Genomic DNA, 21744 nt, shown 5'->3' with positions numbered 1-21744 from the left:
TTTTCATGTATTCCAAACGGATATGTGGAAGGGCCGGATTAGTCATGAGGAGGAAGATTGGCTGCGAAAGATTTACGAGTGAACAAGGAGATTCGGGTCCGCGAAGTCCGCCTGATCGATGAAAAAGGAGAACAGCGGGGAATCATTCCGACGATTGAGGCCCTGGAGCTTGCACACCATGCAAATGCAGACCTTGTCGAAGTATCACCGAATGCGGATCCGCCGGTATGTAAGATCCTTGATTACGGGAAGTATAAGTTTGATCAGGAAAAACGGCGCAAAGAATCAAAAAAGAAACAAAAGCAGATCAAGCTGAAAGAGATTCGCATGCAGCCAAAGATCGAAACTCACGATTTGGAGTTCAAGACCAAACATATCAAGACTTTTCTTGAAGAGGGAAATAAGGTAAAGGTAACCATTCGTTTCCGAGGTCGTGAGCTTGCACATACCGAATTGGGGAGAGATGTCCTCATGAAGGTAAATGAAATTTTGGAAGAGCTGGAAACCGATTTTTCCATGGATAGGAAGCCCATCATGGAAGGTCGGTTCATGTCTATGATCTTGAGCCCGAAAACGGGAAAGAAATAAACGAGCACAGGTGAGGAATTGATATGCCGAAAATGAAAACCCGCAAGTCCGCGGCAAAACGGTACTCGGTTACCGGGTCTGGCAAAGTCAAGTATAAAAAACAGGGACTTCGCCATATTCTAACAAAAAAATCCACAAAACGGAAAAGAAACCTTCGTCATGCCGGCGTTCTCAGCAAGGCAGAAACCGAAAAGGCGAAGGGCCTTCTTCCATATAACTTCTAAAGGAGTTTTTCGCCATGCCCAGAGCAGTTGATGGAACACGAAGACATGACCGACGCAAAAAGATAACGCGTCAGGCAAAGGGTTACTGGGGTCGCCGAAGCACCAACTTTCGGACCGCCAAGGATGCGGTTGAGAAAGCGGGTCAATATGCATATCGTGACCGCAGAAGAAAGAAACGGGATTTTCGCAAGCTTTGGATTGCCAGGATTTCCGCCGCTTGCAGGAACGAAGGGATCACCTACTCTCGCTTTATAAACGGTCTCATTAAAGCTGAAGTCAGAATCAACAGGAAAGCCCTTTCCAATATGGCTATTGAAGACAAGACGGCGTTCTCCGAGCTTGTAAAGAAAGCGAAAGCGGAGCTGGAGGCATAAGAAATGGTTACCTTCGAGCAGATTCAGCTTCTCGAAAGCAAAGTGCGGCAGGCTGTTGATCTCATTGCTTCTCTGCGGGAAGAAAATGGTGCGCTGAGGAAGACCCTCTCCAGCTATGAAAAGCGTATCGAAGAGCTCGAGGTTCTCATCGATTCATTCAAACGCGATCAGGGAAAAATCGAAGAAGGCATCATCAGTGCTTTGCAGCAGCTGGATGCGCTGGAAAGCAGTGCCGTCGAAGTGCAGCAGCATGACGGCGAGGCTACTTCGACGGCAGAAGCCCCCATCGAGGAAACTGAAGGAGAATCCCTTCAGCCGGATATCGCAGAACCGGACATCGCAGAAAGCGAAGATGCTGAAGAACCCGCTCCCGACCGCAACGGGGAGCTTGATATCTTTTAATCATCGAATGAACAAGGAACCGTTTCACATTTCCATGTTGGGGTCTTCGTTCGCCGTCAGGACGGATGAAGACCCTCGTTATTTGCGTCAACTCGTCTCTTTCGTCGAAGAGAGGATACAGCGCATAGAAGAAAACATGGGAAGCAGAGAACCTTTACGTAGCGCCATTCTTTCCAGTATACTAATAGCAGATGAGCTCTTTCAGGAACGAATGAAATCGGAACGGGCCGAAGAGGCAACCGATCGTTTGATCCAATTTCTGAACGAAGAGCTCCCCTAAAAGAGAATACTTTTCCTGCGATGTACGGGAGGGGATCGTCAATCTCTTGGGACAAAAATACAAAACGGGATTCCTTCATTTCGTGGTTGAATTGCCCGTCTTCAGGATGGACAGGATTCCACGTTGCGGAAACCCACTTGAACCATTGGGTTCAAGAGATTTTTTCCCCAAGCGGCATCGCGGGTTTTACTATAGGGGATTGGAACTATTATGGCATTGATGACAAGCCAACAGATAAATCGATTTTATCAGCATTACAGGGAGATCGATGTAACCTTTAATAAGGATGTTATCAGAGCTACAGGACTGCTGGCAAAACACATTTTCCTGAAATTTCTGGGATCGCAAATTCCCTGTATTGTCTTTTCCGCATCCATGACCGGTGCCAAGGTCATTGCAAACGTCTCAAGTGAGACATTTGAACGGCTTCGACAGGCAAACAATCTTGTGTCGTTACGTCTTTCCTTTCAGGAAAACGATAAAAACGACCCCCTTGCCTTTTTCGTCGCATCAAAAATAAGCGGGTTTAACCCTTATAACAAAGAACATCCCACACTTAATTTTGTCAATCTCGAATTTACCCAACGGCCGCCGGACGATTTAATAGGAATTCTGGGAACCTTGTTGGAAGCCAGCGTTAATTCAAAGAAACGCAAAGAAGAACGTATTCAGATCGATGCCAACAGCATCCGGAAATTGGGCCTGACCTCAAAGGCTGGCCAGCTTCGGGTGGAAAGCATCCCCCGCCCCTGCATTATCAGAGATCTCTCATTTTCCGGAGCAAAGGTCGTCGTTTCCGGTGTTGCAAAATTCCTTTTGGGCAAGGAATGCCATCTTCATCTTGAAACCGTCGAACAACGGGCCTTCAATCTTCCGGCAACCATCGTTAGAAGCGAGGAGGTCGAAGGCAGAAAGGATCTTACAGCGGTTGCCATCCAATTTATAGAGGACCAGACTCCCATTGAATATAAAGTCATGCTGAATGATTATATGAAAGCCCGTCCACTCTCATCGGCTGTCGCCAAGAATCCGAAAGAGGCATAGATGGGCGGAAAAGAAGAAATAGATCGCTTATTGTATATCTCTTTACCTGAGGACTTTCATCGTTCCATTGGAGACTTTTCCATAGATCCGTCCATCATGCTTCCCGTCGAAGTGCCTCCCGGCATGGGGAAAGTCGTGGACTTTGCCGATCTCTCCTGGGAGATGATCATTTCGGCCATGTTGAAGATATTGGCATGGAATCCCGAGCATAGCCATGCCGACTACTTCCGAAGTTTCATCCTTGCCCTTCAGCCCGACATTGTTTCCACAATGACGGAGGCGGCCATTGTAAAAGCAAAGAGGCTCGATTTCGACCTTGCCGAGGAACTTTTTCTTGCGCTCTCCCGTCTCGATCCACAGGAAGAGAAAACACCCCTTAACCTTGCCCTTCTATATGAACAGCAGCTTGATCTCTATGTCGATCAGGGACGTATTTCCCTGGCAGAAGACGCCGCAATCAGGGCGATCAATACCTATGAAAAGGCCATCGTCTCCTTTCCGCAAAGTCCGGGAGTACATTTCAATGCCGGCTATTTTTTCCTCAAACTGCGCAAGCTTGGAAGGGCAAAAATGCTTTTGAGCGACTTTCTCTCCCTTGCTGAGGATAATGATCCCCGTATACCCAAGGTGGAAAAGGCGCTTGATGAGCTTGAAAGCAATGAACAACTCGACCGGCTTTTTCATGAGGCATTCGAAGCCATAAAAGAAAAACACGAGAAGGAAGGCATAGAGAAAATCAAGAGCTTTCTCTCTGTGCGTCCCGAAGTTTGGAGTGGCTGGTTCTTGCTGGGCTGGGCGCTCAGACGGAGTGGCGACTATACAGCAGGCAAAAAAGCGCTTTATAGGGCCTTGGAATTGGAAGAAAAGGAAGTAGACATCTATAACGAACTTGCCATCTGCCTCATGGAGCTCGGAGAATATGACCAATGCAGGGTCGTGTTGGAAAAGGCCAGGGCCATAGAACCGAAGAATGTCAAAATCATATCGAATATTGCAATCCTCGAGTTAAAAAAAGACAACTATGAAGAGGCCCAGCGCTGTTTCCGTGAGATCCTGAAAATTGATCCGCAAGATCCTCTTGCCCTTTACTATGCGAAAGATATCGAATAGATTTCACGCGCCTTTGCGGCGATGGATGATCATGCACAGAAGCGATTACCACCAATATTCCTAACACTACGGAATTTTCTTCATCTTTTTTTCAAAAAAGCTAAAGTTTGACCTTCTCCATGCCGAAGCTTTAGACTGAGGAAAGGTCAAACCGCGGTAAACTGGCCAGTACCCACCTTCCCTCTTCATGTAAAGCATCGGCGGATACTGAAAGGGGCTTAAGAAAATCTTTTTCAAATTCGCCGAAAAGGAAGCAAGGATGCTTCCGTAACATTCAAGGAGGATGTCATATGATCATTAATCACAACATGAGTGCTGTCTTTTCACAAAATCGCCTCAAGATTAGTAACAACGCAGTAAGCAAAAACATGGAAAAGCTCTCTTCAGGTCTTCGCATCAACCGTGCAGGCGATGATGCATCGGGTCTGGCAGTATCAGAAAAGATGAGGTCTCAGATTAGAGGCTTGAATCAGGCAAGCAGAAACGCCTCCAACGGCATCAGCTTTATCCAGTCGACCGAAGGATATCTTCAGGAGACTCAGGATATTCTGCACCGCATGAGGGAGCTTTCGGTACAGTCCGCCAACGGTATCTACTCCGACGAGGACAGAATGCAGATCCAGGTTGAAATTAGTCAGTTGGTTGATGAGGTCGACCGAATTGCCAGCCATGCACAGTTTAACGGGATGAACATGCTTACCGGCCGTTTTGCCCGGGAATCGGGAGAAAACACCGTTACAGCCAGTATGTGGTTCCACATCGGGGCCAATATGGATCAGAGGGAACGGGTCTTTATCGGTACCATGACCAGTGCCGCACTCGGTGTGAGAAATATCGGGACTAACGAAATTTTAACCATCGAGACCCCCGAAGATGCAAACCGGGCCATCGGTACCCTGGATTCCGCTCTCAAGAGCGTAAACAAGCAGCGGGCCGATCTCGGGGCTTATCAGAACAGGCTCGAACATGCGGTGAAAGGCATCGATGTCGCGTCCGAAAACCTCCAGGCGGCGGAAAGCAGGATTAGAGACACCGACATGGCCGATGAGATGGTGAAATACACCAAGAACCAGATCCTTGTTCAGGCAGGAACGGCTATGCTGTCCCAGGCAAACATGAAAACACAGTCAGTCTTGCAACTTTTCGGATAGAGGACTACACTATAAGCAGTAATCCTATCCCGTAGGATCTTTGAAAACAATCCCTCCGGGTGTCGGAGCGTAGAGTTACCCGATCTCCTTTTAGGAGGTCGGGATTACTCCTCGTTTTTCTGCATGAAGGAAGCGAACGGGGCAGAAGAGGCGCGAACTTATTCTTCTGTTTTCCTTCTCAAACGACACCGAATCGTTGAAGGCAAAGGATGCCTTCGTTAGATATCAAGGAGGGTTTATGATTATTAACCACAACATGAGCGCCATGTACGCAAACAGAAGTCTTAGCGTACGTAACAATGAGGTGCAAAGCAACATCGAAAAGCTCAGCTCCGGCATGCGTATCAACAGGGCCGGCGACGATGCTTCAGGTCTTGCGGTATCCGAAAAAATGCGGGGCCAGATCAAGGGGCTTAATCAGGCTACACGGAACATCGAAAATGGTGTCTCCTTCATCCAGGCAACGGAAGGATACCTGCAGGAAACTCAGGATATACTTCATAGGCTGAGAGAACTCTCGGTACAGTCGGCAAACGGCATCTATACAGACGAAGACAGAATGCAGATTCAGGTCGAAGTCAGTCAGTTGGTCGACGAAGTCAACAGAATCGCCAGCCATGCACAGTTCAATGGTATGAACATGCTTACCGGTCGTTTTGCACAGAATGGAGAACAGGTCATGCAGTTCCAGGTCGGGGCCAATATGGACCAGAGTGAAAGAATTTTTATCGGAACCATGACTGCACAGGCGCTCGGACTTCAGGGGTCGCAGGGAACCGAAGAGATGATTTCGATCACCTCGGTAGACTCTGCAAATATGGCTATCGGCCAACTTGATACCGCCCTCCGTCAGGTCTCGCGTCAGCGAGCCGATCTTGGCGCATATCAGAACCGCTTTGAGACAGCCAGCCAGGGTGTATCTATCGCGGCCGAAAATCTTCAGGCTGCCGAAAGTCGAATCAGAGATGTCGACATGGCTTCGGAAATGGTTGACTACATGAAAAACCAGATCCTTACGCAGGCCGGCACCGCGATGCTTGCTCAGGCAAATACAAAGACCCAGTCGGTACTTCAGCTTTTTTAAGTATACCGTTCTTTTCCGGATGAGATTCCTGGACGTTTTCTCATCCATTTTTCGGACAGGGGAGGCCGCGCCCCTTCCCTGTCTTTTTTTCTAAAGAGGTGGTTCTTATGGAACTCGACATACAGAATCTATCGAATAACGCTGCTCGAATGGAAACGGTCCGTAGAAACAGTGAAGTAGCCCAGGCCATCAAGGCTAAGGCGAAAGCTCAGCGTATTGCAGAAGAGCAAAGCAAAAAGGAAGCTGCTGCCGCGCCAATTTCTGAAAAAGATGCGGAAGGTTATTTGAAAGATATTCTCCGGATGACGAGTTTATTCGATCGTAAACTTAAATTTATTCTCAACCGTGATCTCGGTACCATAGTAGTAAAGGTGGTGGACCGGCAAACCGATAAGGTGATCAAGGAGATACCCCCGGAGGAACTTCAGCGGCTTCATCGCAGGATGAAGGAGGCCATAGGCCTTCTGATCGACGAGGAGATCTGAAAGGTCCCCGTTATTTCGGGGGCTTTTACAAGGCATGTCTGATTTATCGATACCGGGCGTAAATAGTAAATACAAGACAGATGAAATGATCAAGGCGATCATGGATGCCGAGCGTATCCCCCTCAATCGCCTTGAAGATCGAAAAGAAGAGTATAAGCAGCAAAAAGACGCCTGGCAGGTGATCAATAGAACCATTGATCGATTTCGGGATAGTGCGAAAAAACTCTACGGATTCCAAAACCCCTTTCAAAATCTGGTTGCCGATTCTTCTCAGGAAAATGCACTCACGGCAACGGCGGGTCGTCAGGCCGAAGAAGCGACAAGCGCCGTGGAGGTCATACAAGTGGCTTCCGCCGATCGTTTCGCTAGCGCTTCACTACCGAATGACTATCATGTTCCGGAGGGTACATATAGATTTCGGGTAGGAGACGAAGAGGTATCAGTAAAATTCCGAGGTGGCGACCTTGATTCTTTTGCCCAGGCGATAAACCGCCGTGGAACAGGTCTTCTTGCGGCTTCGGTGGTACGGGACACCTTCGATACAAAGGTAATGGTGATCAGCAGCTTGAAAACCGGCGAAGAAAACAAGCTGTTCTTTGATGATGCGACAAAAGCCCTTGCCCTTGATATGGGAATGCTGGAAGAAGCAGTAGAAGATAGCTTCTCGCTGACACCCAATAAAACAGCAGAGCCGGGGGAGCGTCAGACAGTAGATATCAACCATGCGCTAACGGGTAAGCAGCAGCTATCGGTCACCTATACGGTCGAAAATCTGCCGAAAGAGGCGTACTCACCCCCATCGCCACCCAGCGGACCATCACTCTCTCCTCCCGAGGGGGTTACCTACGAAGGAATTACCATCCAGAACAGCGAAAGCCAGGTTGAAGTACCCCCGTGGCAGCCTCCGCCTCCCCCACCCTACAGCGAATCAAAGGACATTTTTTCGATTGACGGAAACGCTTTATCACCGATCTCCGGTGAGGATACCGAAGCAACAATCGTCCTGGGGAGAAACGAACTTTCCGATTTTCCGAAAAAACTGGAAATCAACAACGGGGGAAACACCAATCGGAGGATTACTGTAAAAAAGATGGCCATCACCGATCCCGAGGTTAGAGGGGATGCATCCCCGGCGCATGCAATATCTGCCGCTTCGGATTCGATCATCAAAATCGAAGGGATCGAGGTCAGGCGGCCGGATAACGAGATTGATGATGTGATACCCGGTATCACGCTTCATGTAAAGGCCCCTTCCGACGGGCCTGTGGATATTCATATAGAACCCGACCGTGAAACGATTAAAAACGACATCATAGCCTTTGTCGGCAGCTACAACCAGCTTCTAACCCGCATCAATATCATGACCGATACAAATGAATCGATCATAGATGAAATCGAATATTTCACCGATGACGAACGGAAAGCGGCACAGGACCAGCTTGGAATCTTTCAGGGAGACACCACCTTTATGCAGTTGAAAAACAGACTGCAGCAGTTGATCATCACCCCCTACAAAACCAGTGCGGACAATCGACTTTCCATGCTCAATCAGATTGGGATATCGACCAACAGTTCAGGTTTCGGCGGCGGGGTGGATCAAAAAAGGCTGCGCGGTTACCTTGAGATCAACGAAGCGAAGCTTGATGAGGTATTGAAATCCGACCTCTTACCCGCGATCAAGGAACTTTTCGGAAGGGACAGTGACGGGGATCTTGTCGTGGACTCCGGTGTCGGTTATGCTATGGATCAATATACCTCCTACTATACCCAGACAGGAGGCTTAATTGCGACCAGAGTATCGGGGCTAAATGAACGAATAGATGATACCGATAATGATATTAAGGAAATGGAAGACGATTTAGAACGCAAAGAGCAGCAGCTCAAGGTGAAATACGGACAGATGGAGAGTGCCCTGAGTACCATGCAGGAAAACAGCCGCGCCCTGAATAATCTAAACAACTCCGGGCAGTAAGGCACTATACATGAAGGAGAATGGGGTGCAAATTCTGGTTAACAGTGTTCCTTTCGATGTGACGATTGAAGACGAACAGACGATAGGGGAAGTTGTCGCCGGCATATCAGGGTGGCTAAAGAATAATGAGTATTCAATAACGGGAATTGAGATCGACGGGAAACGTGCGGACCTATTGGATAAAGAGAGCTGGAAGGATATCTCCATCCACTCATCAAAGACCATCAATCTCGTGGCTTCATCCTTTCTGGAACAGAGGAATGAACACCTAACGATTCTCCTGGATTACATTATCATGTTTAAGCAGGCTCTTGCTTCGGCAAACCTTGAGGTGGTCCGGCAATTGCTTGCCGAATACGGTCCCGTTAGGGGTTCTGTCGATCCTCTTATCAATCCGGGAGAATCGGGTGAACCACTTGCCGCTCGATTTGATCAACTCCTCGCCGCATCGGGTCTTGCTCTGGGTAAACCCGGACCTCAGGCTCTTGCTTTGATCGATTTTTTCAGAAATCTGGAAATACTCATCAGAGACCGTCTCGACGAAGTTCAGAATCCCAGAAAGGAACTTGACAATGCGGTTGCTGCACTTCGGGAAATCGTTCCCGTCCTGGAAGATCTTCCTATATTACTTCAGACGGGAAAGGACTCCGAGGCCATGCAGCAGATTGTCACCTTTACAGAATTGTACGGAAAGTTGACGCGCCTCTTCCCCTATCTAAAGGCTTGCTGCGATATCGACCTGCTTGGAGAAGGTGATTCTCCACAAATCGGTACGCTTTATCAGGAACTTAATCCCATTCTTGCAGAACTTACCGATGCCTTCGATTCTTCGGATGCCGTGCTCATCGGTGATCTGGTCGAATATGAAATAGCTCCTCGTATCTCCACCCTCTGTACGGAGATAGAATCCGCTCTTAAGGAGAGCGAAGCGGGATGATGTGGGAAACAGCACTTCCACTTTTGCAATTTGTTCCCACAATCAAAAAAAGCGACCCCAGAACGACCATTATCGGGGTCATCGTTGTTGTAGTTTTTTTTGGAATTCTGCTTCTTGTCGGCGGCAAAGGCGGCGGCGGAACCAGATCACGGACCGCAAGCAGGGGAAGCAAACGTACATTCAAGCGGCATGCACAGGCTCGAGGTCTCAGTAAAAGAGAAAGCACGCTTCTCATGCAGATAGCACAGGGGGCAAACATCCCTCCCTTACGCTTATTACAAAGCGGTCAGAGCCTTGATTCTGCATTAAAAAGGACATTTTCCAGTATTGAAACGGATCCGCATCCAGGTGTGGATAAGGAAGCAAGAAAGCTGGAGCTCTACAGGATCAAGCAGAAACTCGAACGCTCCGGAGGCGGAGGGACGGGCAATTACGGCTCATCAAAGCAGATTCCACTGGGCCAGGCTCTCACAATTCAAGACGAGGTCGGAAATCGATTTCAATCCAAGATAAACGGCAATCTCCAAAAAAATCTCAGCCTGACGGTTCCTGTTGATAATCGTGGTAACCAGATACGCTGGAAAAAATGGACCAAGGTAAAGGTTTTTTTCTGGCGCTCGAACGGACAAGGCTACAGCTTCGAGAGCAAGGTCCTCGGCTATAACCAGTTGAGAGGAGTTTCAAGCCTCTTCATTCAGCATGCAGGAAAAATCAAGAAAGAGCAGCAACGGCGCTACCGCAGGCGAGAAATGAGTCGACCGGCCTACTTTTATCCCATCAGGGTCCTGGCAGCAGGAAGCGGAAAAACTATGGAAAAGAAGGCGGTTGTCGAACATAAGCGGGGTACCCTCGGCACGATCAACGACATCTCCGCCGGAGGCTGCGCAATGAAGAGCAATTATCCCCTTGGAACGGGAGAATTGATTAAACTCGAATTTGAGACAGGCCGGGGATCAAACCAAGTCGTGGTGTATGGGAAGGTGCGGAGCCTTTCAAGACTTCGACCCATCGGAGGCATTATGCACATCCAATTCACCCGGATGAGCAGAAAGCATCTCAATCGAATCAACTCCTACGTCTACGGACTTGAAGATTCCATCGCGAAAAAACGTTAACCGATAATTGACCAAGACCGGTGATTTCTCCTACAGTATAGCACTATGCAGGTGTTAGGACTAAAAGAGATCCGCAAAAAGGATTTAGCCATCCTTTATCGACGGGAATTTACCGCAGTAGCTTCAATTAAGCATATAGGGACAGAGGTGCAGGATAAACGTGTCAGCTTTAGTATAGAACACCTTCCCACAGGCGGAACTCATATAGCTGTTTCCTTCCTCGATCACATTGATTACCCTCTTCTGCCGGCAATCAAAAGCATGAAGGCGTATATTGCCGAACAGGAACGTGAGGGAAGACTCTCCTGAACGGAAAAACAGATGAAAGAGCATAAAACATCAAGTGGCGAACAGACGCAAGCCTTGGGGGCGGACTTTGCGGCAGGCCTTAGCCCCGGGGCTGTCGTTTGTATGCACGGCCCTCTCGGCGCAGGAAAAACAACCTTCATACAGGGCGTTGCCTCCTTTCTGGGGATACAAGAAGCGGTGACGAGCCCGACATTCACCATTGCCTCTGCGTACGAAGGAACCCTGCCCCTTTATCACATCGACGTCTATCGTATTGATTCGACAGAAGAGTTCGAACTGTTGGGGCTCGAAGAGTATATCTACGGCAAGGGTGTCACCTTTATTGAATGGAGCGAAAAAGTGGAAGAAGCCCTTCCCCCGAGGCTCATCCATATCACTATCAGCATCAATGACGATGGGACACGTACTATCGTCATAGACGAACCTGAGGAGGAGCCGTGAACATCCTTGCCTTCGATACAAGTGGAGAGGTCCTGTCTGTCAGACTGGAAACCTCCCGGACCATACGAAACCTTGTCATAGACGGTGCCCTTCACCACGCGGAACGGCTCATGCCGGAAATCGACGAGATGCTTAAGAAGGAAGAACTCTCCGCCGACAAGCTCGACCTCATTGTCACCTCCAGGGGTCCCGGGTCCTTTACTGGTCTACGTATCGGCATGGCGACCGCAAAAGGGATAGCTGTGGGAGCACATGTTCCCCTCGTTTCGGTTTCCACCCTCGATGCCATGGCCTGGGGCAAAAAAGATATTGCCACGGCAGTCTTACCGCTTATCGATGCCAGAAAGGGGCGTTTTTATTGTGCGCTCTACCTCTCTGGAGAACGGGTTACCGACTACCTGGACCTTGATGCTGAAGAGATACAGGCTATCATTCGGGAAAGGATGGAGAAAAGAGAAAGCGAGCTTCTGCTCACCGGCCCCGGGGCGGATCTGTTCCTTGAACAGATTAGCTCCTCTCCTCTTTGGATGCTCGATCCTTATCGGAGAGAAGGCGTCGGCCTTGCCCTGGCGCGCTGTGGTGAAAACCACTATAATCAGAGGGGAGCCGACAAGGAAGGGACAGGCCCCTTCTATCTCCGCCAAAGTGAGGCGGAGTTGTCGCGTAAAAAATAGACAGAAGAGGGGGCTCGTCACGAACGGCAGTGATATCCGACAGGCAGAGAGTATCGGAGATCTCGAAGAGCTTACAGAAGTCGAAGAGGTAGATGAGATAGCCTCTTCCTCTTCCGCTTCCCCTCACCTCGACATTTCTGATCTGAATACCTCGTCAATGCTGGCGCATACTGTTTTGCCCTGTGCAGTAATCGACGAAACCCTCCATGTCAGGTGGGCAAATTCCGCCTTTTTTTCCTTCTTTACCGACTGCAGCCCCGGTGTGGGATTGGGGAAGCTCCTTTCTCCGACGCTTTCGGCCGAGGCCGCCACACTCCTTCTCTCCGAACTGCGAAGCAAAGAACTGCATTATTCCACCAAAAAAGGGCTCTATCTTCCGAGCAAGCTGAAACTCCCGGTGGAGTTAAACCTCCTTTTCTCTCCTGTCAGAAAAAAGGAGTCAAAAGAAGTGCCGGAATTCTGGATAATGATGGTGGATGATGTGACCCATGAACATCGAACACTGCTTAGGGGTACCTTTCTCAGCCTTCTGGAGGCGTCGAAGCTGAAGGATAACGACACGGGATACCATATTCAGCGTGTCGGTGAATATGCCAGACTACTTGCCACGTCCATGGGGGATGATTCTGCTTTTTCGGAGCAGGTCACTCCCGGATTCATCGATGATATCTACTTTCTTGCACCTATGCATGATGTAGGGAAAATCGGTACGCCCGACGATATTTTAAACAAGGAAGGCCCCCTGGATGCCCGGGAATGGATAATCATGAAAGAGCATACCATCAACGGTGCCTATATTCTCAACTCGTATCCCAATATCATGGCAAAACAGATTGCTCTTCACCATCACGAACGCTGGGATGGCAATGGATACCCCTATAGCCTTGCTGGGGATATGATACCTCTTGCTGCGAGAATCGTAACAGTCTGCGATGTCTACGATGCGCTGCGCATGAAGAGGAGCTACAAAGATCCCATTCCTCACGAAACATCTTGTTCAATTATTTTGCAGGGTGCAGGAACTCAATTCGATCCTGCGATTATAGCACACTTTAAAAAACTGCGTGATCGCTTTGCCAAGGTGCATGACCGCTTTGATGATGAGTTTTCTGAAGATTCTTAGGACTTATCGGAAGGATTCTTTTTTTTCCCGGCAAAAAGATCGATTTCAGGGAGGTCCGTAACATTCGATGTAGCGGCAGCCCGGTTTTCTTCCTGTATGGCTTCAAAGACCTCATGGCGATACACCTTGACGTTCCGAGGGGCCTCTATGCCGAGCTTAACCTGATCACCACGAATATCGACAACCGATATCTCAATTGAGTCTCCGATGATAATCCGCTCGTTGACCTTCCGTGCGAGGATCAGCATGCCGCATTCCTTTGCCCGGCAAACTCATCCATGATCAGATGCTTGGTACGCCAGTTTGTGTCGCCCGCGATTGCCTGCCGTGCGACCCTAGTCTTTCTGTTGATAATGACAGGCCCCTGAAGATTCGCCGTCATACCGCTGTGATTGTTCGGTGGTATGGTAACGATGGTGAAAAGCAATAGATCATCGTCATCGCTTCCTTCAAGCCCAATCTCATGGTACTCATCGCTGGAAAGGACAGGATCGTAATCGGGACGAAAAATGAAGGGACTAATCAGGACAAAGGCAATTTCCGGGACATCGATCGACTGAAGCCAATAAAAAGGTTGCTGGATGGCATCGAGCAACACATAACGATTGAGGGTTTCAAAGCCGAATATACCCGAGGGAAAACTGATCAATTGCCGTGCATCAACATCGATAAGGCCGTAAGGCTTGGTTTGTACTTTCATGTTACCGTCTCCTTTCTTTCACCGCTTCAGGCTATCTGAGGAAATCAAGCAAGGTCGGCTGAAGTATCTTTCCGGCAGTCTGGAGCGCTGCTTTATGGCTCTGTTCCAGAGCTGTAAGATCGGTAATAGCTTCGGCCAAATCAACATCGTTTTCCTGACTGTCCCTGTTTACTATTTCAGGTTTTTCCTGAGCAATCCTCTGACGGATCAGCTGAAGACGCTCATCCCTGGAACCAAGACCCGACATTGTTTCAATCAAATTGTCCTGAGCCATGGAGATACCCTTTAAAGCACTTCCCCCGATTTCAATGGTATCACCTTTCAAAAGAGAATCCCGCAGATTCATGACCATATCAAAAAGTGAGCCGCCGGAAAGGCTTGCTCCCCGGGCAAGATTGTAGGGAGCCTTCCCTATCTCTGCGATAACCCCCAAATCCTTCAAAACCCGTCCGTCTCCGACATCCTCAAGCCAAAGCTGATGTGGCGAAGTAGTAGAGAGCACAAGACTATTTTCCACCGGATCGAGAGAAGCCTTTACAGCGGCTGCCGAATCATTGATCTTTGCAATGATTGCATGAATATTATCCCCGGCAGAAAGCTTGACATATTCATTATCGATACGAACGAGAGAATCTTCCGTCAAGGTATAGGACGAAGCATCCCGTCCGGAAAAGAGCTGCTGCTGTTCCGCCCAGAACAGATTGTTACCGGAAAACCCGGCCTGAATATAGTTACCGGAACCTACTTCAGCCTTCGGAGGGGTAATGGTCCCTATATATTCAACATCTGTGACCCCGTAGCTCCTTCCCCCGTCAAGACTTCCCTGGATGACTCGATAGGCGGGACTCATGGTCCGGTCACCGGCGAAAAAACTGGTCCCGTCAGGGCCTCGGGCATTGGCGATTTCGACTAATTCCTTGAGGAGCTGATCAATCTCGCCGCCTATCATCCGCTTATCGTCCTTGTTCAAGGTATCGTTTGCTCCCTTGACGGCGAGTTCACGGACCTGGTGGAGTATATCGTTGGCACTCTTGAGGTAACTCTCGGCAATTCTTCCCTCATCAAGAACCATTGCAGCATTCTGATCGAACTGAGAAAGCCTGTCGACCGCCGATTTGTAACGGACCGAATGTGCGGCGGCAATGGGATCGTCCCGGAGATTGGTAATCCTGCTCTGACTACCAATCTGGTTCTGGACCCTGCTCATCTCGTTGTTACGCCGCCTGAGATAGTACTGCATATCGTAATTGGGTTGATAGGTACTAACGCGTTTCATCTACTCCACCTTTATGCACCCATGCGGTTGATAATGACGTCGAGCATCTCGTCGACCGCTGTAATAAAACGGCTTGCCGCAGCATAGCCGTGCTGAAATTTGATCATGTTTGCAAGCTCTTCATCAAGGTTGACTCCGGCAATCGACTCCCGTTTATCCGAAAGATCCTTCATAATGGCCTCTTCGGTTTCCAATGACCGCTGGGCGGTTTCACCCTTTAACCCGACCCTTGCAACGGCACTGGAAAAGTATTCATCAAAACTGCGGTAACTGCCGACCATGACGTCTCGATCTCGAAGGGCGGCGATAGCCAGAGCGGCTGAGCCATCTCCAGGCTGAGCGGGACGCCCGTTTTCTCCGAGACCTGCCGCTATGGTTGCAGGCTCGGCCTTAACCTGGCGATTGATCTCAATCCAGCCGGAAGGATGGCTTAAGGGAGCGACCGCATACCCTGCCCCATCCTCTCCGCCCCGAAGCGCGAGAACACCATCGGCTCCGTCCCAGCTATACGCACCTTCTTGTCCACTTGCCTCTAAGATCCCGGCATATCCGACAAGGAACTGTCCGCTATCCTCGATGCCGCGGATCACAAAATCCGGGTTTTCTGTACCGGCTGCCGGAGTTCCTTTTAGAGAAAGACTGCCAAGGCGATCGAAACGGGCAACAACTTCGGAACCTGAAGCGTTAATGCGTTTTACAATATCATCCACCGTATCGGTGGGCTCATAATCGATTTCCACCGCACCATCGCTACCGGACAAGCGAAGGGTTCCGCTTATTCCCACCTGTTCCTGAGGATTCAGGCTGTTGCTTCCGTTGATCCGGTAGATGTAGGTCGAATCAAAGGCTCCGTCGCCGTTTCGGTCGTAATTTCCATTGGCATTGGCCACAAAGGGATACTCGGTAAAGAAATCTATACCCGTCTTCCCGTTAAGACCGTAGCCAGCCCGGTGGACTTCATTCACCATATCCACAAAATTGACGGTCATGGTGTCGAGTTCCTGGATCTCTTTGCGAATATCGCCATCCCGAAGCTCAACCATCGCTGCAAGGCGTCCGTTTTTCGGCCGAAAATCCTCTCCGGAAGCCTCCCATACGACCCTGCTGTAGCCTTCGTTTCGGGGATCAGGATCGGCGGCGATCTTCGTTACCACATCCCCCTGGACCAGATGCATTCCCCCAGAATGAACGGTAAATTCATCGGGATCCCGGTCATCCACGCTGATGTCGATGATATCCGCAAGTTTTCTTACAAGGAGATCACGACGATCCAAAAGATCATTTGGCTCGTCGCCCATCGCCTTTACCTTGATGATTTCACGATTAAGGTCGGCGATATCGCTGGTGATGTTATTAACACGATCCACCGTTACCTGGATATCCTGTTCGAGCATCTCTCTGATATCCTTGAGTCCCTCATAGCGCCGGTGAATCCCATCCATAAGGGAGTCGCCGCGTTCAATGATTGCAAGCCTGGAGGCATTATCCTCCGGATGCAGGGAAAGATCCTGCCAGGACTCCCAGAATTTATCCATGAGGCCCCTCACAGAGAGCTCTGAAGGCTCGTTGTAGACCTGTTCAGCCATCAAAATATAGGAATCTCTCACATCCCAATATCCTTTTCCCGAGGATTGAGAGACGATCCGTTTTTCCAAAATGGAATCATGGGCACGGCTGATCCTCTCTGCAACAACCCCTTGCCCCATCTGACCTGCAGTCTCCTCTCGATTGAGGCCGGGGACATAGATCGGTTCGTAGGGAGACATCTCGACCCGCTGTCTGCTGTACCCCTCGGTTGCGGCGTTGGTAATATTATGACCGACCGTGGATAGGCCCTGGGCATGAGCTACGACACTCCGTTTTCCCATCTCAATTCCGGTAAAGGTTGACTGCATACAAGGCTCCTATAACTGCCGATTCAGAATCAGGGGCCCGGCCTCACTCTGGCGAGCTCCGCCGTTCTTCGCATAGATTGTTCCGCGTCGCATTGGACTCATCTCTCCGATGATACCCTTTAGCGTCCCCTGAACGGCCCGCACGTAGGCATCGATTCCCCAAACAATCCCGCGCAAATTCACAACCGCCATTTTCAGTTCACGAAACAGAGCAGAAAGGCGCTCTCGTTCTTCTGCCGGAAGATGAACAGCCACCTGATAAAACCCCGCATCAGGAAGCTCCCCAACCGCATCCCGTAGCTGAGCGAAAACTTCACATCTCATCTGCTCCTGTTTATCAAGCTCATCGGAAAGCGCTTCGGCACTCGCCATCACCTTCTGAAGTTTTTTCCAGTCTCGCTTGCAAACATGTTGATTCAAGTCCCGCTCCCAGAGAGAAAACTGCAAAATCAGGTCCCGCTCCTGCTCCATACTCTTTTCCAGTTTTTCCGTCAATGACTGCATACGAACACTCCTCATCCTTTATCATCGGCATTTTTATGCGACTGTTAAGAAGAGTTTCACCAGGATTCGAAACACTACAAAAGTCACAGGTTGTCTTTATATAGTATTTTTAATATATTTACCTGTAGTTCACATTTTTTGCATCTTATGCTATGCTGAAGGTGCTTTTAGGAGGATTGCGCATGAATACCGATTACGATGTAGCGATTATCGGTGGAGGGGCAGCGGGACTCACCGCAGCACAATATGCTGCCAGGGCCAATTTGAAAGTGGTCGTCATCGAAGAAATGGCGCCAGGAGGCCAATGCCTGATAATAGCCGACTTGGAAAATTATCCCGGCTTCCCCGAACCGATTTCAGGTATAGAATTCTCACAACGTTTTGAACAGCAAGCCCGAAACTTCGGTGCCGAGTTCTTAACGGCAACGGTGAGATCACTTAAAAAAGAGGATAATATCTTCAACATCGAGACATCCAAGGGCACTATTACCTCCCTTACGATTATCGTTGCAACGGGAGCTAAGCACCGTCATCTTGGTATTTCCGGAGAAAAAGAGTTTACCGGCCGGGGGGTGAGCTACTGTGCAACCTGCGACGGGCCCTTTTTCCGTAACAAGAAGATTCTCGTAGTCGGCGGCGGTGATGCTGCCTGTGATGAATCGATGTTCCTGGCGAATTTGACCGATAAGGTCATCCTCATCCATCGACGAGACCGATTTCGGGCCCAAAAGGCACTTGCCGATAGGGTCGTGGCAAATAAGAATATTGAAGTACGATTCAACACCGAACTGAAAGAGATAAAGGGATCCATGAAGGTTGAGAAAGGAGTCTTTTTTAACAACAAAAACGGTGAGGAGTATGAAGAAGAAGTCGATGCCGTCTTTGTTTTCATCGGATCTGACCCACAGACCGCTATTCTTCCTGAAATAAAGAAGGACGAGGCAGGATACATCGTTACCAACCAGTGTATGGAAACGGAGATTTCCGGACTCTATGCTGTTGGTGATGTGAGAAATACCCCCTTCAGGCAGCTCGTTGTGGCCGCAAGCGATGGCGCAATCGCCACTCATTGTGCATCACAATATATTGACGACCTAAAGGGCCAGAGTTACACCTAACAGTGATGTCGAATCCCCGGGCCGTATTTCTCATTTTGCTCTGTTTCTGGCTTCTTCCCTGTTTCGGCCTTGGGGCGCTCGACTTTTATGACGATACTCCGGCGAAAGAACTTTCGAAGTCGATCGCCGATGCGATGAGCGATGAGGAACTTGTCGGACAGCTTATGCTTATCGGTTATTTCGGTGAGGATCCTTCCAAGGAAATCATCGAATGGGTGGACCGCTATGAGATCGGCGGTATCAAGATTTTCGGCTGGAACGCCGGTAATCTTCTGAAGCTGGGGAACACCGTTTCTACGCTTCAACATTTGAGTGAGGAAAATCGATTTTCCATCCCGCTTTTCGTGGCAACCGACCAGGAGGGGGGATGGGTTCGTCATGTAAAAGGGGATACCAGTGTAACTCCCGGGAATTTAGCCATCGGGGCTTCCGGGATTGCCTGGGACGCATATAAAACCGGGTATTACATCGGCAAAGAACTCCGGGTCCTCGGCATCAACATGAATTTTGCCCCTACCGTAGATGTCTATACAAATCCCAAGGCCGACGTTATCGGTCCCCGGGCCTTTTCTTCCGATCCCGTAAAAACCGCTCAGCTCTCTGTTGCCTATTTTCACGGCATGCAGGAAGCAGGCATTGTCTGTACGGCAAAACACTATCCCGGTCACGGCGCCACGGATAAGGACTCTCACGGGACCCTTCCGATCATCGATGCCGATTTTCAAACGATATGGGACAGGGAGCTTGTACCGTATCGATTTCTCGTTAAGGAGGGCCTGCCGGCGATCATGAGCGGGCATATCGCCTATCCGAAGATAACGGGCACGGACGAACCTGCTTCCTTGAGTAAAACCCTGCTTACCGGGCTTCTGAGGGAGAAGATAGGCTTCCAGGGGCTTATTATTACCGACGATATGCAGATGAACGGCGCTGCAGTCTACGGTGGAGTCCCCGCAGCATCGCTTCAGGCAATTCTTGCAGGTAATGACATGATCATGGTGAGTAGAGATACCGATACCTATCGTAAAATCCGTCAGCACATACTTTCGACAATGAGCCAGTCCCCCGAAACGACCGCAGTGGTACGGGAAGCTGCACGAAGGGTCATCGAGACCAAGCTTCGGTATCTGAGAGGAAAAGATGCGGTTCCTCTTCATCCCGACCCCCGTGAAATTGCCGAACAGATTCCCGATGCCGACGGCTCCGCTTTTTTTCTTTCCCAGGCACATCGAAGTGTCTCTCTTATTCGCGGTGAAACGATCCCGTTACAGCCACAGGAAGCAGGAAAGGTGCTTCTTGTCGGGCAGTTGAATGCCTTTCTCTCTATAGGCGCTACCTTTTTTCCCGGCGCCGACAGCTTCGATTACGATTATTCACCCTTTTTCAGCGCCGATCCGCAGGTTATAAAACGCTTAAAACAACGTATGGAAAATTACGATACCGTTGTTTTTTGTCTGGCAAATCCCAACAGCGCCCAGGTTCTCGAAGAACTCAAAGGCTTTGCCGATCGAATTTATGTCATCTCTGTCCTTACACCTATTTACCTAAAAGACATTCCCTGGGTTGAAAACGCCCTTGCGGTCTATGGAACAGGCAGGCAGTCCATAGAAGCGGGGTTTTCTGCCTTAACCGGGGCCTTTCAGCCAACAGGAACCGTACCGGTTTCTCTGAACACACAATGAACTGGAAAAAAGCGGGTCAGCAAGATCTTCCGCGCATCATGGAGTTTCTTGCCCCCAGAGAGTACCGTGCCGCAACCCTTGCCTCACGAATCCAGGAATACGGCATACCGAAACTGCCCCCTAAAAAGAATGGGTCGCTCTGGTATCTCCCGGAAGCGGAGGATAACAAAGGGATCAGAGGCCTCGTGTTGTTCTGTTCGAATGGCCTCTATCTCCCCCTTTTCCATGAAACGCATCCTCCCCGTTATGATGAATTACAGGATATCCTCCTGCGTTTCAGAAAAGAATATAGAGCAATCTACTGTCTATTGGGACGAGAAGAGGATGTAAGACTGAGCGAAGAAGCTCTTCGGTGTAGCGTTTCGGAAAGGAAGCTTTTTTACCTTATGACCCGCAAACTCGCGGAAGAGGAAAAGGGAGAAAAAGAAAAACGAATTACCATCCCCCGTCTTTCGGTTAGGCGCCTTTCCGCCGATGATGCGGAACGCTTTTTCCCCGTGGAGCGGGCCTACCAGATAGAAGAAGTGGTCACCGATCCCCAGCACTACAACGAGGAAGCCGGACTTATTCACTTTAGAAACCAATGCCGCAGACAGCTAATTTTCGGTGCCATGGTGGGAAATATTCCCGTAGCGAAGGCTGGTACAAACGCCATTGCCTTCCGTTATTGCCAAATTGGAGGGGTTTACACCAGACCGGAATATCGGGGAATGGGGATAGCATATCAAACCTTGAAAAGGGTGATGGCTGCGGTTGCATCTCGAGGTCAGTATGAAACGCTTTATGTCCGTCGTGATAATGAAGCCGCCGTTGCGCTCTACCGATCGCTTGGCTTTAGGACGCGTTGCAGTTATGCCATTACCTACCCTCTGATCCAAAGGTCGGCAGGGGCTTAGATGGATACTGTCCGGAATCGTGGTGATTCCTTTACCTTTAAGCCCATGCATAAGAAGGCAGATAGTCAATCATCCATCGTAAGGCCGTGGGAATGCACCGGACCCACAGCTCCCTCCCACTCCGATTCATGGGCTGGTTCCGTAAGAAAAACCTCCGCCTGGTATACAGACTCCTCAACTCGGATGCTATCCGCTTCCCTTCTATCCCAGCCACTACCCCATGTGTCAGCCCCCGCTTCTCATCCTTCCCTCCAACCCGATAGGGCTTCATAAAGTTGTGATAATATCGGTAGATCTCAAGCCGCTCCAGCATGTTCACCGTACTTCGGGCAAACTGTACCGTCTGCCTCACATGATCCG

25 protein-coding genes, 1 other RNA gene and 1 pseudogene are annotated in these 21744 nt (G+C 49.6%); 21 read left to right on the top strand and 6 right to left on the bottom strand.

All coding sequences use genetic code 11. From position 1 onward, the window contains the following. The first annotated feature begins 57 nt into the window (after positions 1–57). From infC to F459_RS0113815, 18 genes are all read left to right on the top strand, one after another. Entirely contained in the window at positions 58–588 is a 531-nt protein-coding gene (gene infC / locus F459_RS0113900; RefSeq protein WP_020613326.1) for a translation initiation factor IF-3, read from the top strand. A 23-nt stretch (positions 589–611) separates the two neighbouring features. Then, on the top strand, positions 612–812 hold the full coding sequence (gene rpmI, locus F459_RS0113895) for a 50S ribosomal protein L35 (protein WP_013255163.1): 201 nt from the start codon (positions 612–614) through the stop codon (positions 810–812). Between the two features lie 14 nt (positions 813–826). Beyond that, positions 827–1186: a 50S ribosomal protein L20 gene (rplT, locus tag F459_RS0113890; protein ID WP_020613325.1), complete on the top strand. Its 360-nt coding sequence runs from the start codon at positions 827–829 to the stop codon at positions 1184–1186. 3 nt (positions 1187–1189) lie between these two features. Beyond that, the gene (zapB, locus tag F459_RS0113885) at positions 1190–1588 is read left to right on the top strand and encodes a cell division protein ZapB (protein WP_020613324.1); all 399 of its coding nucleotides are present in this window, start codon (positions 1190–1192) and stop codon (positions 1586–1588) included. Positions 1589–1595: 7 nt separating this feature from the next. Next, entirely contained in the window at positions 1596–1868 is a 273-nt protein-coding gene (locus tag F459_RS0113880) for a cell division protein ZapA (protein WP_245540177.1), read from the top strand. Between the two features lie 9 nt (positions 1869–1877). Then, positions 1878–2058: non-coding RNA, 6S RNA (ssrS, locus tag F459_RS23470), on the top strand. A gap of 29 nt (positions 2059–2087) precedes the next feature. After that, positions 2088–2912 (top strand): PilZ domain-containing protein, encoded by an 825-nt coding sequence (locus F459_RS0113875; protein ID WP_245540176.1) that lies wholly within the window; start codon positions 2088–2090, stop codon positions 2910–2912. Further along, positions 2913–4022, top strand: coding sequence for a tetratricopeptide repeat protein (locus F459_RS0113870; protein ID WP_020613321.1), 1110 nt, complete (start codon positions 2913–2915; stop codon positions 4020–4022). It begins immediately after the preceding gene. A gap of 290 nt (positions 4023–4312) precedes the next feature. Further along, positions 4313–5173 (top strand): flagellin N-terminal helical domain-containing protein, encoded by an 861-nt coding sequence (locus F459_RS0113865; protein WP_013255169.1) that lies wholly within the window; start codon positions 4313–4315, stop codon positions 5171–5173. A 238-nt stretch (positions 5174–5411) separates the two neighbouring features. Beyond that, positions 5412–6257 (top strand): flagellin N-terminal helical domain-containing protein, encoded by an 846-nt coding sequence (locus F459_RS0113855; RefSeq protein ID WP_020613319.1) that lies wholly within the window; start codon positions 5412–5414, stop codon positions 6255–6257. Between the two features lie 107 nt (positions 6258–6364). Continuing rightward, on the top strand, positions 6365–6742 hold the full coding sequence (locus tag F459_RS0113850; RefSeq protein WP_020613318.1) for a flagellar protein FlaG: 378 nt from the start codon (positions 6365–6367) through the stop codon (positions 6740–6742). Between the two features lie 34 nt (positions 6743–6776). Next, entirely contained in the window at positions 6777–8714 is a 1938-nt protein-coding gene (gene fliD, locus F459_RS0113845) for a flagellar filament capping protein FliD (RefSeq protein ID WP_026295034.1), read from the top strand. A 25-nt stretch (positions 8715–8739) separates the two neighbouring features. Then, on the top strand, positions 8740–9651 hold the full coding sequence (locus F459_RS0113840) for a hypothetical protein (RefSeq protein WP_020613316.1): 912 nt from the start codon (positions 8740–8742) through the stop codon (positions 9649–9651). Then, positions 9648–10766 (top strand): PilZ domain-containing protein, encoded by a 1119-nt coding sequence (locus F459_RS0113835; RefSeq protein ID WP_020613315.1) that lies wholly within the window; start codon positions 9648–9650, stop codon positions 10764–10766. Before F459_RS0113840 ends, F459_RS0113835 begins: the two co-directional genes overlap by 4 nt. A 45-nt stretch (positions 10767–10811) precedes the next feature. Then, complete coding sequence (locus F459_RS0113830) at positions 10812–11075, top strand: hypothetical protein (protein ID WP_013255175.1); 264 nt, start codon at positions 10812–10814, stop codon at positions 11073–11075. A 12-nt stretch (positions 11076–11087) separates the two neighbouring features. Next, positions 11088–11516 carry a tRNA (adenosine(37)-N6)-threonylcarbamoyltransferase complex ATPase subunit type 1 TsaE gene (tsaE, locus tag F459_RS0113825; RefSeq protein WP_020613314.1) on the top strand — a complete coding sequence of 143 codons (429 nt, stop codon included), beginning with the start codon at positions 11088–11090 and terminating at the stop codon, positions 11514–11516. Then, entirely contained in the window at positions 11513–12190 is a 678-nt protein-coding gene (gene tsaB, locus F459_RS0113820) for a tRNA (adenosine(37)-N6)-threonylcarbamoyltransferase complex dimerization subunit type 1 TsaB (RefSeq protein ID WP_020613313.1), read from the top strand. Before tsaE ends, tsaB begins: the two co-directional genes overlap by 4 nt. Beyond that, entirely contained in the window at positions 12162–13313 is a 1152-nt protein-coding gene (locus F459_RS0113815; protein ID WP_020613312.1) for an HD-GYP domain-containing protein, read from the top strand. The genes tsaB and F459_RS0113815 overlap by 29 nt, the downstream gene beginning before the upstream one ends. Here F459_RS0113815 and csrA read toward each other — a convergent pair. The 5 genes from csrA to F459_RS0113790 are packed head-to-tail and all read right to left on the bottom strand — an operon-like array spanning position 13310 to position 17688. Further along, positions 13310–13561 (bottom strand): carbon storage regulator CsrA, encoded by a 252-nt coding sequence (gene csrA, locus F459_RS0113810; protein ID WP_013255179.1) that lies wholly within the window; start codon positions 13559–13561, stop codon positions 13310–13312. The genes F459_RS0113815 and csrA overlap by 4 nt on opposite strands. After that, complete coding sequence (locus F459_RS0113805; protein ID WP_020613311.1) at positions 13555–14013, bottom strand: flagellar assembly protein FliW; 459 nt, start codon at positions 14011–14013, stop codon at positions 13555–13557. Before F459_RS0113805 ends, csrA begins: the two co-directional genes overlap by 7 nt. 31 nt (positions 14014–14044) lie before the next feature. Further along, positions 14045–15289, bottom strand: coding sequence for a flagellar hook-associated protein 3 (locus tag F459_RS0113800; RefSeq protein WP_020613310.1), 1245 nt, complete (start codon positions 15287–15289; stop codon positions 14045–14047). An 11-nt stretch (positions 15290–15300) separates the two neighbouring features. Continuing rightward, the gene (gene flgK / locus F459_RS0113795; RefSeq protein WP_020613309.1) at positions 15301–17184 is read right to left on the bottom strand and encodes a flagellar hook-associated protein FlgK; all 1884 of its coding nucleotides are present in this window, start codon (positions 17182–17184) and stop codon (positions 15301–15303) included. Between the two features lie 9 nt (positions 17185–17193). Beyond that, positions 17194–17688, bottom strand: coding sequence for a hypothetical protein (locus tag F459_RS0113790; protein ID WP_020613308.1), 495 nt, complete (start codon positions 17686–17688; stop codon positions 17194–17196). A gap of 152 nt (positions 17689–17840) precedes the next feature. On the opposite strand from F459_RS0113790, the gene trxB reads away from it, so the two are divergent. Genes trxB through F459_RS0113775 form a run of 3 tightly spaced genes read left to right on the top strand, consistent with a single transcriptional unit; the run spans position 17841 to position 21384 of the window. Then, positions 17841–18806, top strand: coding sequence for a thioredoxin-disulfide reductase (gene trxB / locus F459_RS0113785; RefSeq protein WP_081623741.1), 966 nt, complete (start codon positions 17841–17843; stop codon positions 18804–18806). Positions 18807–18811: 5 nt separating this feature from the next. Next, the gene (locus tag F459_RS0113780) at positions 18812–20488 is read left to right on the top strand and encodes a glycoside hydrolase family 3 protein (protein WP_020613306.1); all 1677 of its coding nucleotides are present in this window, start codon (positions 18812–18814) and stop codon (positions 20486–20488) included. Then, the gene (locus F459_RS0113775; RefSeq protein ID WP_020613305.1) at positions 20485–21384 is read left to right on the top strand and encodes a GNAT family N-acetyltransferase; all 900 of its coding nucleotides are present in this window, start codon (positions 20485–20487) and stop codon (positions 21382–21384) included. Before F459_RS0113780 ends, F459_RS0113775 begins: the two co-directional genes overlap by 4 nt. 37 nt (positions 21385–21421) lie before the next feature. Here F459_RS0113775 and F459_RS24160 read toward each other — a convergent pair. Further along, positions 21422–21744: pseudogene (locus tag F459_RS24160) on the bottom strand (hypothetical protein); the annotation flags it as partial.

The sequence above is a fragment of the Sediminispirochaeta bajacaliforniensis DSM 16054 genome (assembly GCF_000378205.1).
GTDB classification, from domain to species: Bacteria; Spirochaetota; Spirochaetia; order DSM-16054; family Sediminispirochaetaceae; genus Sediminispirochaeta; species Sediminispirochaeta bajacaliforniensis.
Note: the sequence above shows the minus strand (reverse complement) of the source record. Positions and strands in the feature narration are given on the sequence as shown.

Excerpts from the sequence above, each read along its gene's own strand:
- zapB (WP_020613324.1), top strand. The coding sequence starts at position 1,190 with ATGGTTACCTTCGAGCAGATTCAGCTTCTCGAAAGCAAAGTGCGGCAG.
- F459_RS0113865 (WP_013255169.1), top strand. The coding sequence starts at position 4,313 with ATGATCATTAATCACAACATGAGTGCTGTCTTTTCACAAAATCGCCTC.
- F459_RS0113880 (WP_245540177.1), top strand. The coding sequence starts at position 1,596 with ATGAACAAGGAACCGTTTCACATTTCCATGTTGGGGTCTTCGTTCGCC.
- F459_RS0113855 (WP_020613319.1), top strand. The coding sequence starts at position 5,412 with ATGATTATTAACCACAACATGAGCGCCATGTACGCAAACAGAAGTCTT.
- flgK (WP_020613309.1), bottom strand. The coding sequence starts at position 17,184 with ATGCAGTCAACCTTTACCGGAATTGAGATGGGAAAACGGAGTGTCGTA.
- F459_RS0113875 (WP_245540176.1), top strand. The coding sequence starts at position 2,088 with ATGACAAGCCAACAGATAAATCGATTTTATCAGCATTACAGGGAGATC.
- rplT (WP_020613325.1), top strand. The coding sequence starts at position 827 with ATGCCCAGAGCAGTTGATGGAACACGAAGACATGACCGACGCAAAAAG.
- csrA (WP_013255179.1), bottom strand. The coding sequence starts at position 13,561 with ATGCTGATCCTCGCACGGAAGGTCAACGAGCGGATTATCATCGGAGAC.
- F459_RS0113805 (WP_020613311.1), bottom strand. The coding sequence starts at position 14,013 with ATGAAAGTACAAACCAAGCCTTACGGCCTTATCGATGTTGATGCACGG.
- F459_RS0113830 (WP_013255175.1), top strand. The coding sequence starts at position 10,812 with ATGCAGGTGTTAGGACTAAAAGAGATCCGCAAAAAGGATTTAGCCATC.
- rpmI (WP_013255163.1), top strand. The coding sequence starts at position 612 with ATGCCGAAAATGAAAACCCGCAAGTCCGCGGCAAAACGGTACTCGGTT.
- F459_RS0113780 (WP_020613306.1), top strand. The coding sequence starts at position 18,812 with ATGTCGAATCCCCGGGCCGTATTTCTCATTTTGCTCTGTTTCTGGCTT.
- F459_RS0113835 (WP_020613315.1), top strand. The coding sequence starts at position 9,648 with ATGATGTGGGAAACAGCACTTCCACTTTTGCAATTTGTTCCCACAATC.
- F459_RS0113870 (WP_020613321.1), top strand. The coding sequence starts at position 2,913 with ATGGGCGGAAAAGAAGAAATAGATCGCTTATTGTATATCTCTTTACCT.
- F459_RS0113850 (WP_020613318.1), top strand. The coding sequence starts at position 6,365 with ATGGAACTCGACATACAGAATCTATCGAATAACGCTGCTCGAATGGAA.
- F459_RS0113790 (WP_020613308.1), bottom strand. The coding sequence starts at position 17,688 with ATGCAGTCATTGACGGAAAAACTGGAAAAGAGTATGGAGCAGGAGCGG.
- F459_RS0113775 (WP_020613305.1), top strand. The coding sequence starts at position 20,485 with ATGAACTGGAAAAAAGCGGGTCAGCAAGATCTTCCGCGCATCATGGAG.
- fliD (WP_026295034.1), top strand. The coding sequence starts at position 6,777 with ATGTCTGATTTATCGATACCGGGCGTAAATAGTAAATACAAGACAGAT.
- tsaE (WP_020613314.1), top strand. The coding sequence starts at position 11,088 with ATGAAAGAGCATAAAACATCAAGTGGCGAACAGACGCAAGCCTTGGGG.
- trxB (WP_081623741.1), top strand. The coding sequence starts at position 17,841 with ATGCTGAAGGTGCTTTTAGGAGGATTGCGCATGAATACCGATTACGAT.
- F459_RS0113800 (WP_020613310.1), bottom strand. The coding sequence starts at position 15,289 with ATGAAACGCGTTAGTACCTATCAACCCAATTACGATATGCAGTACTAT.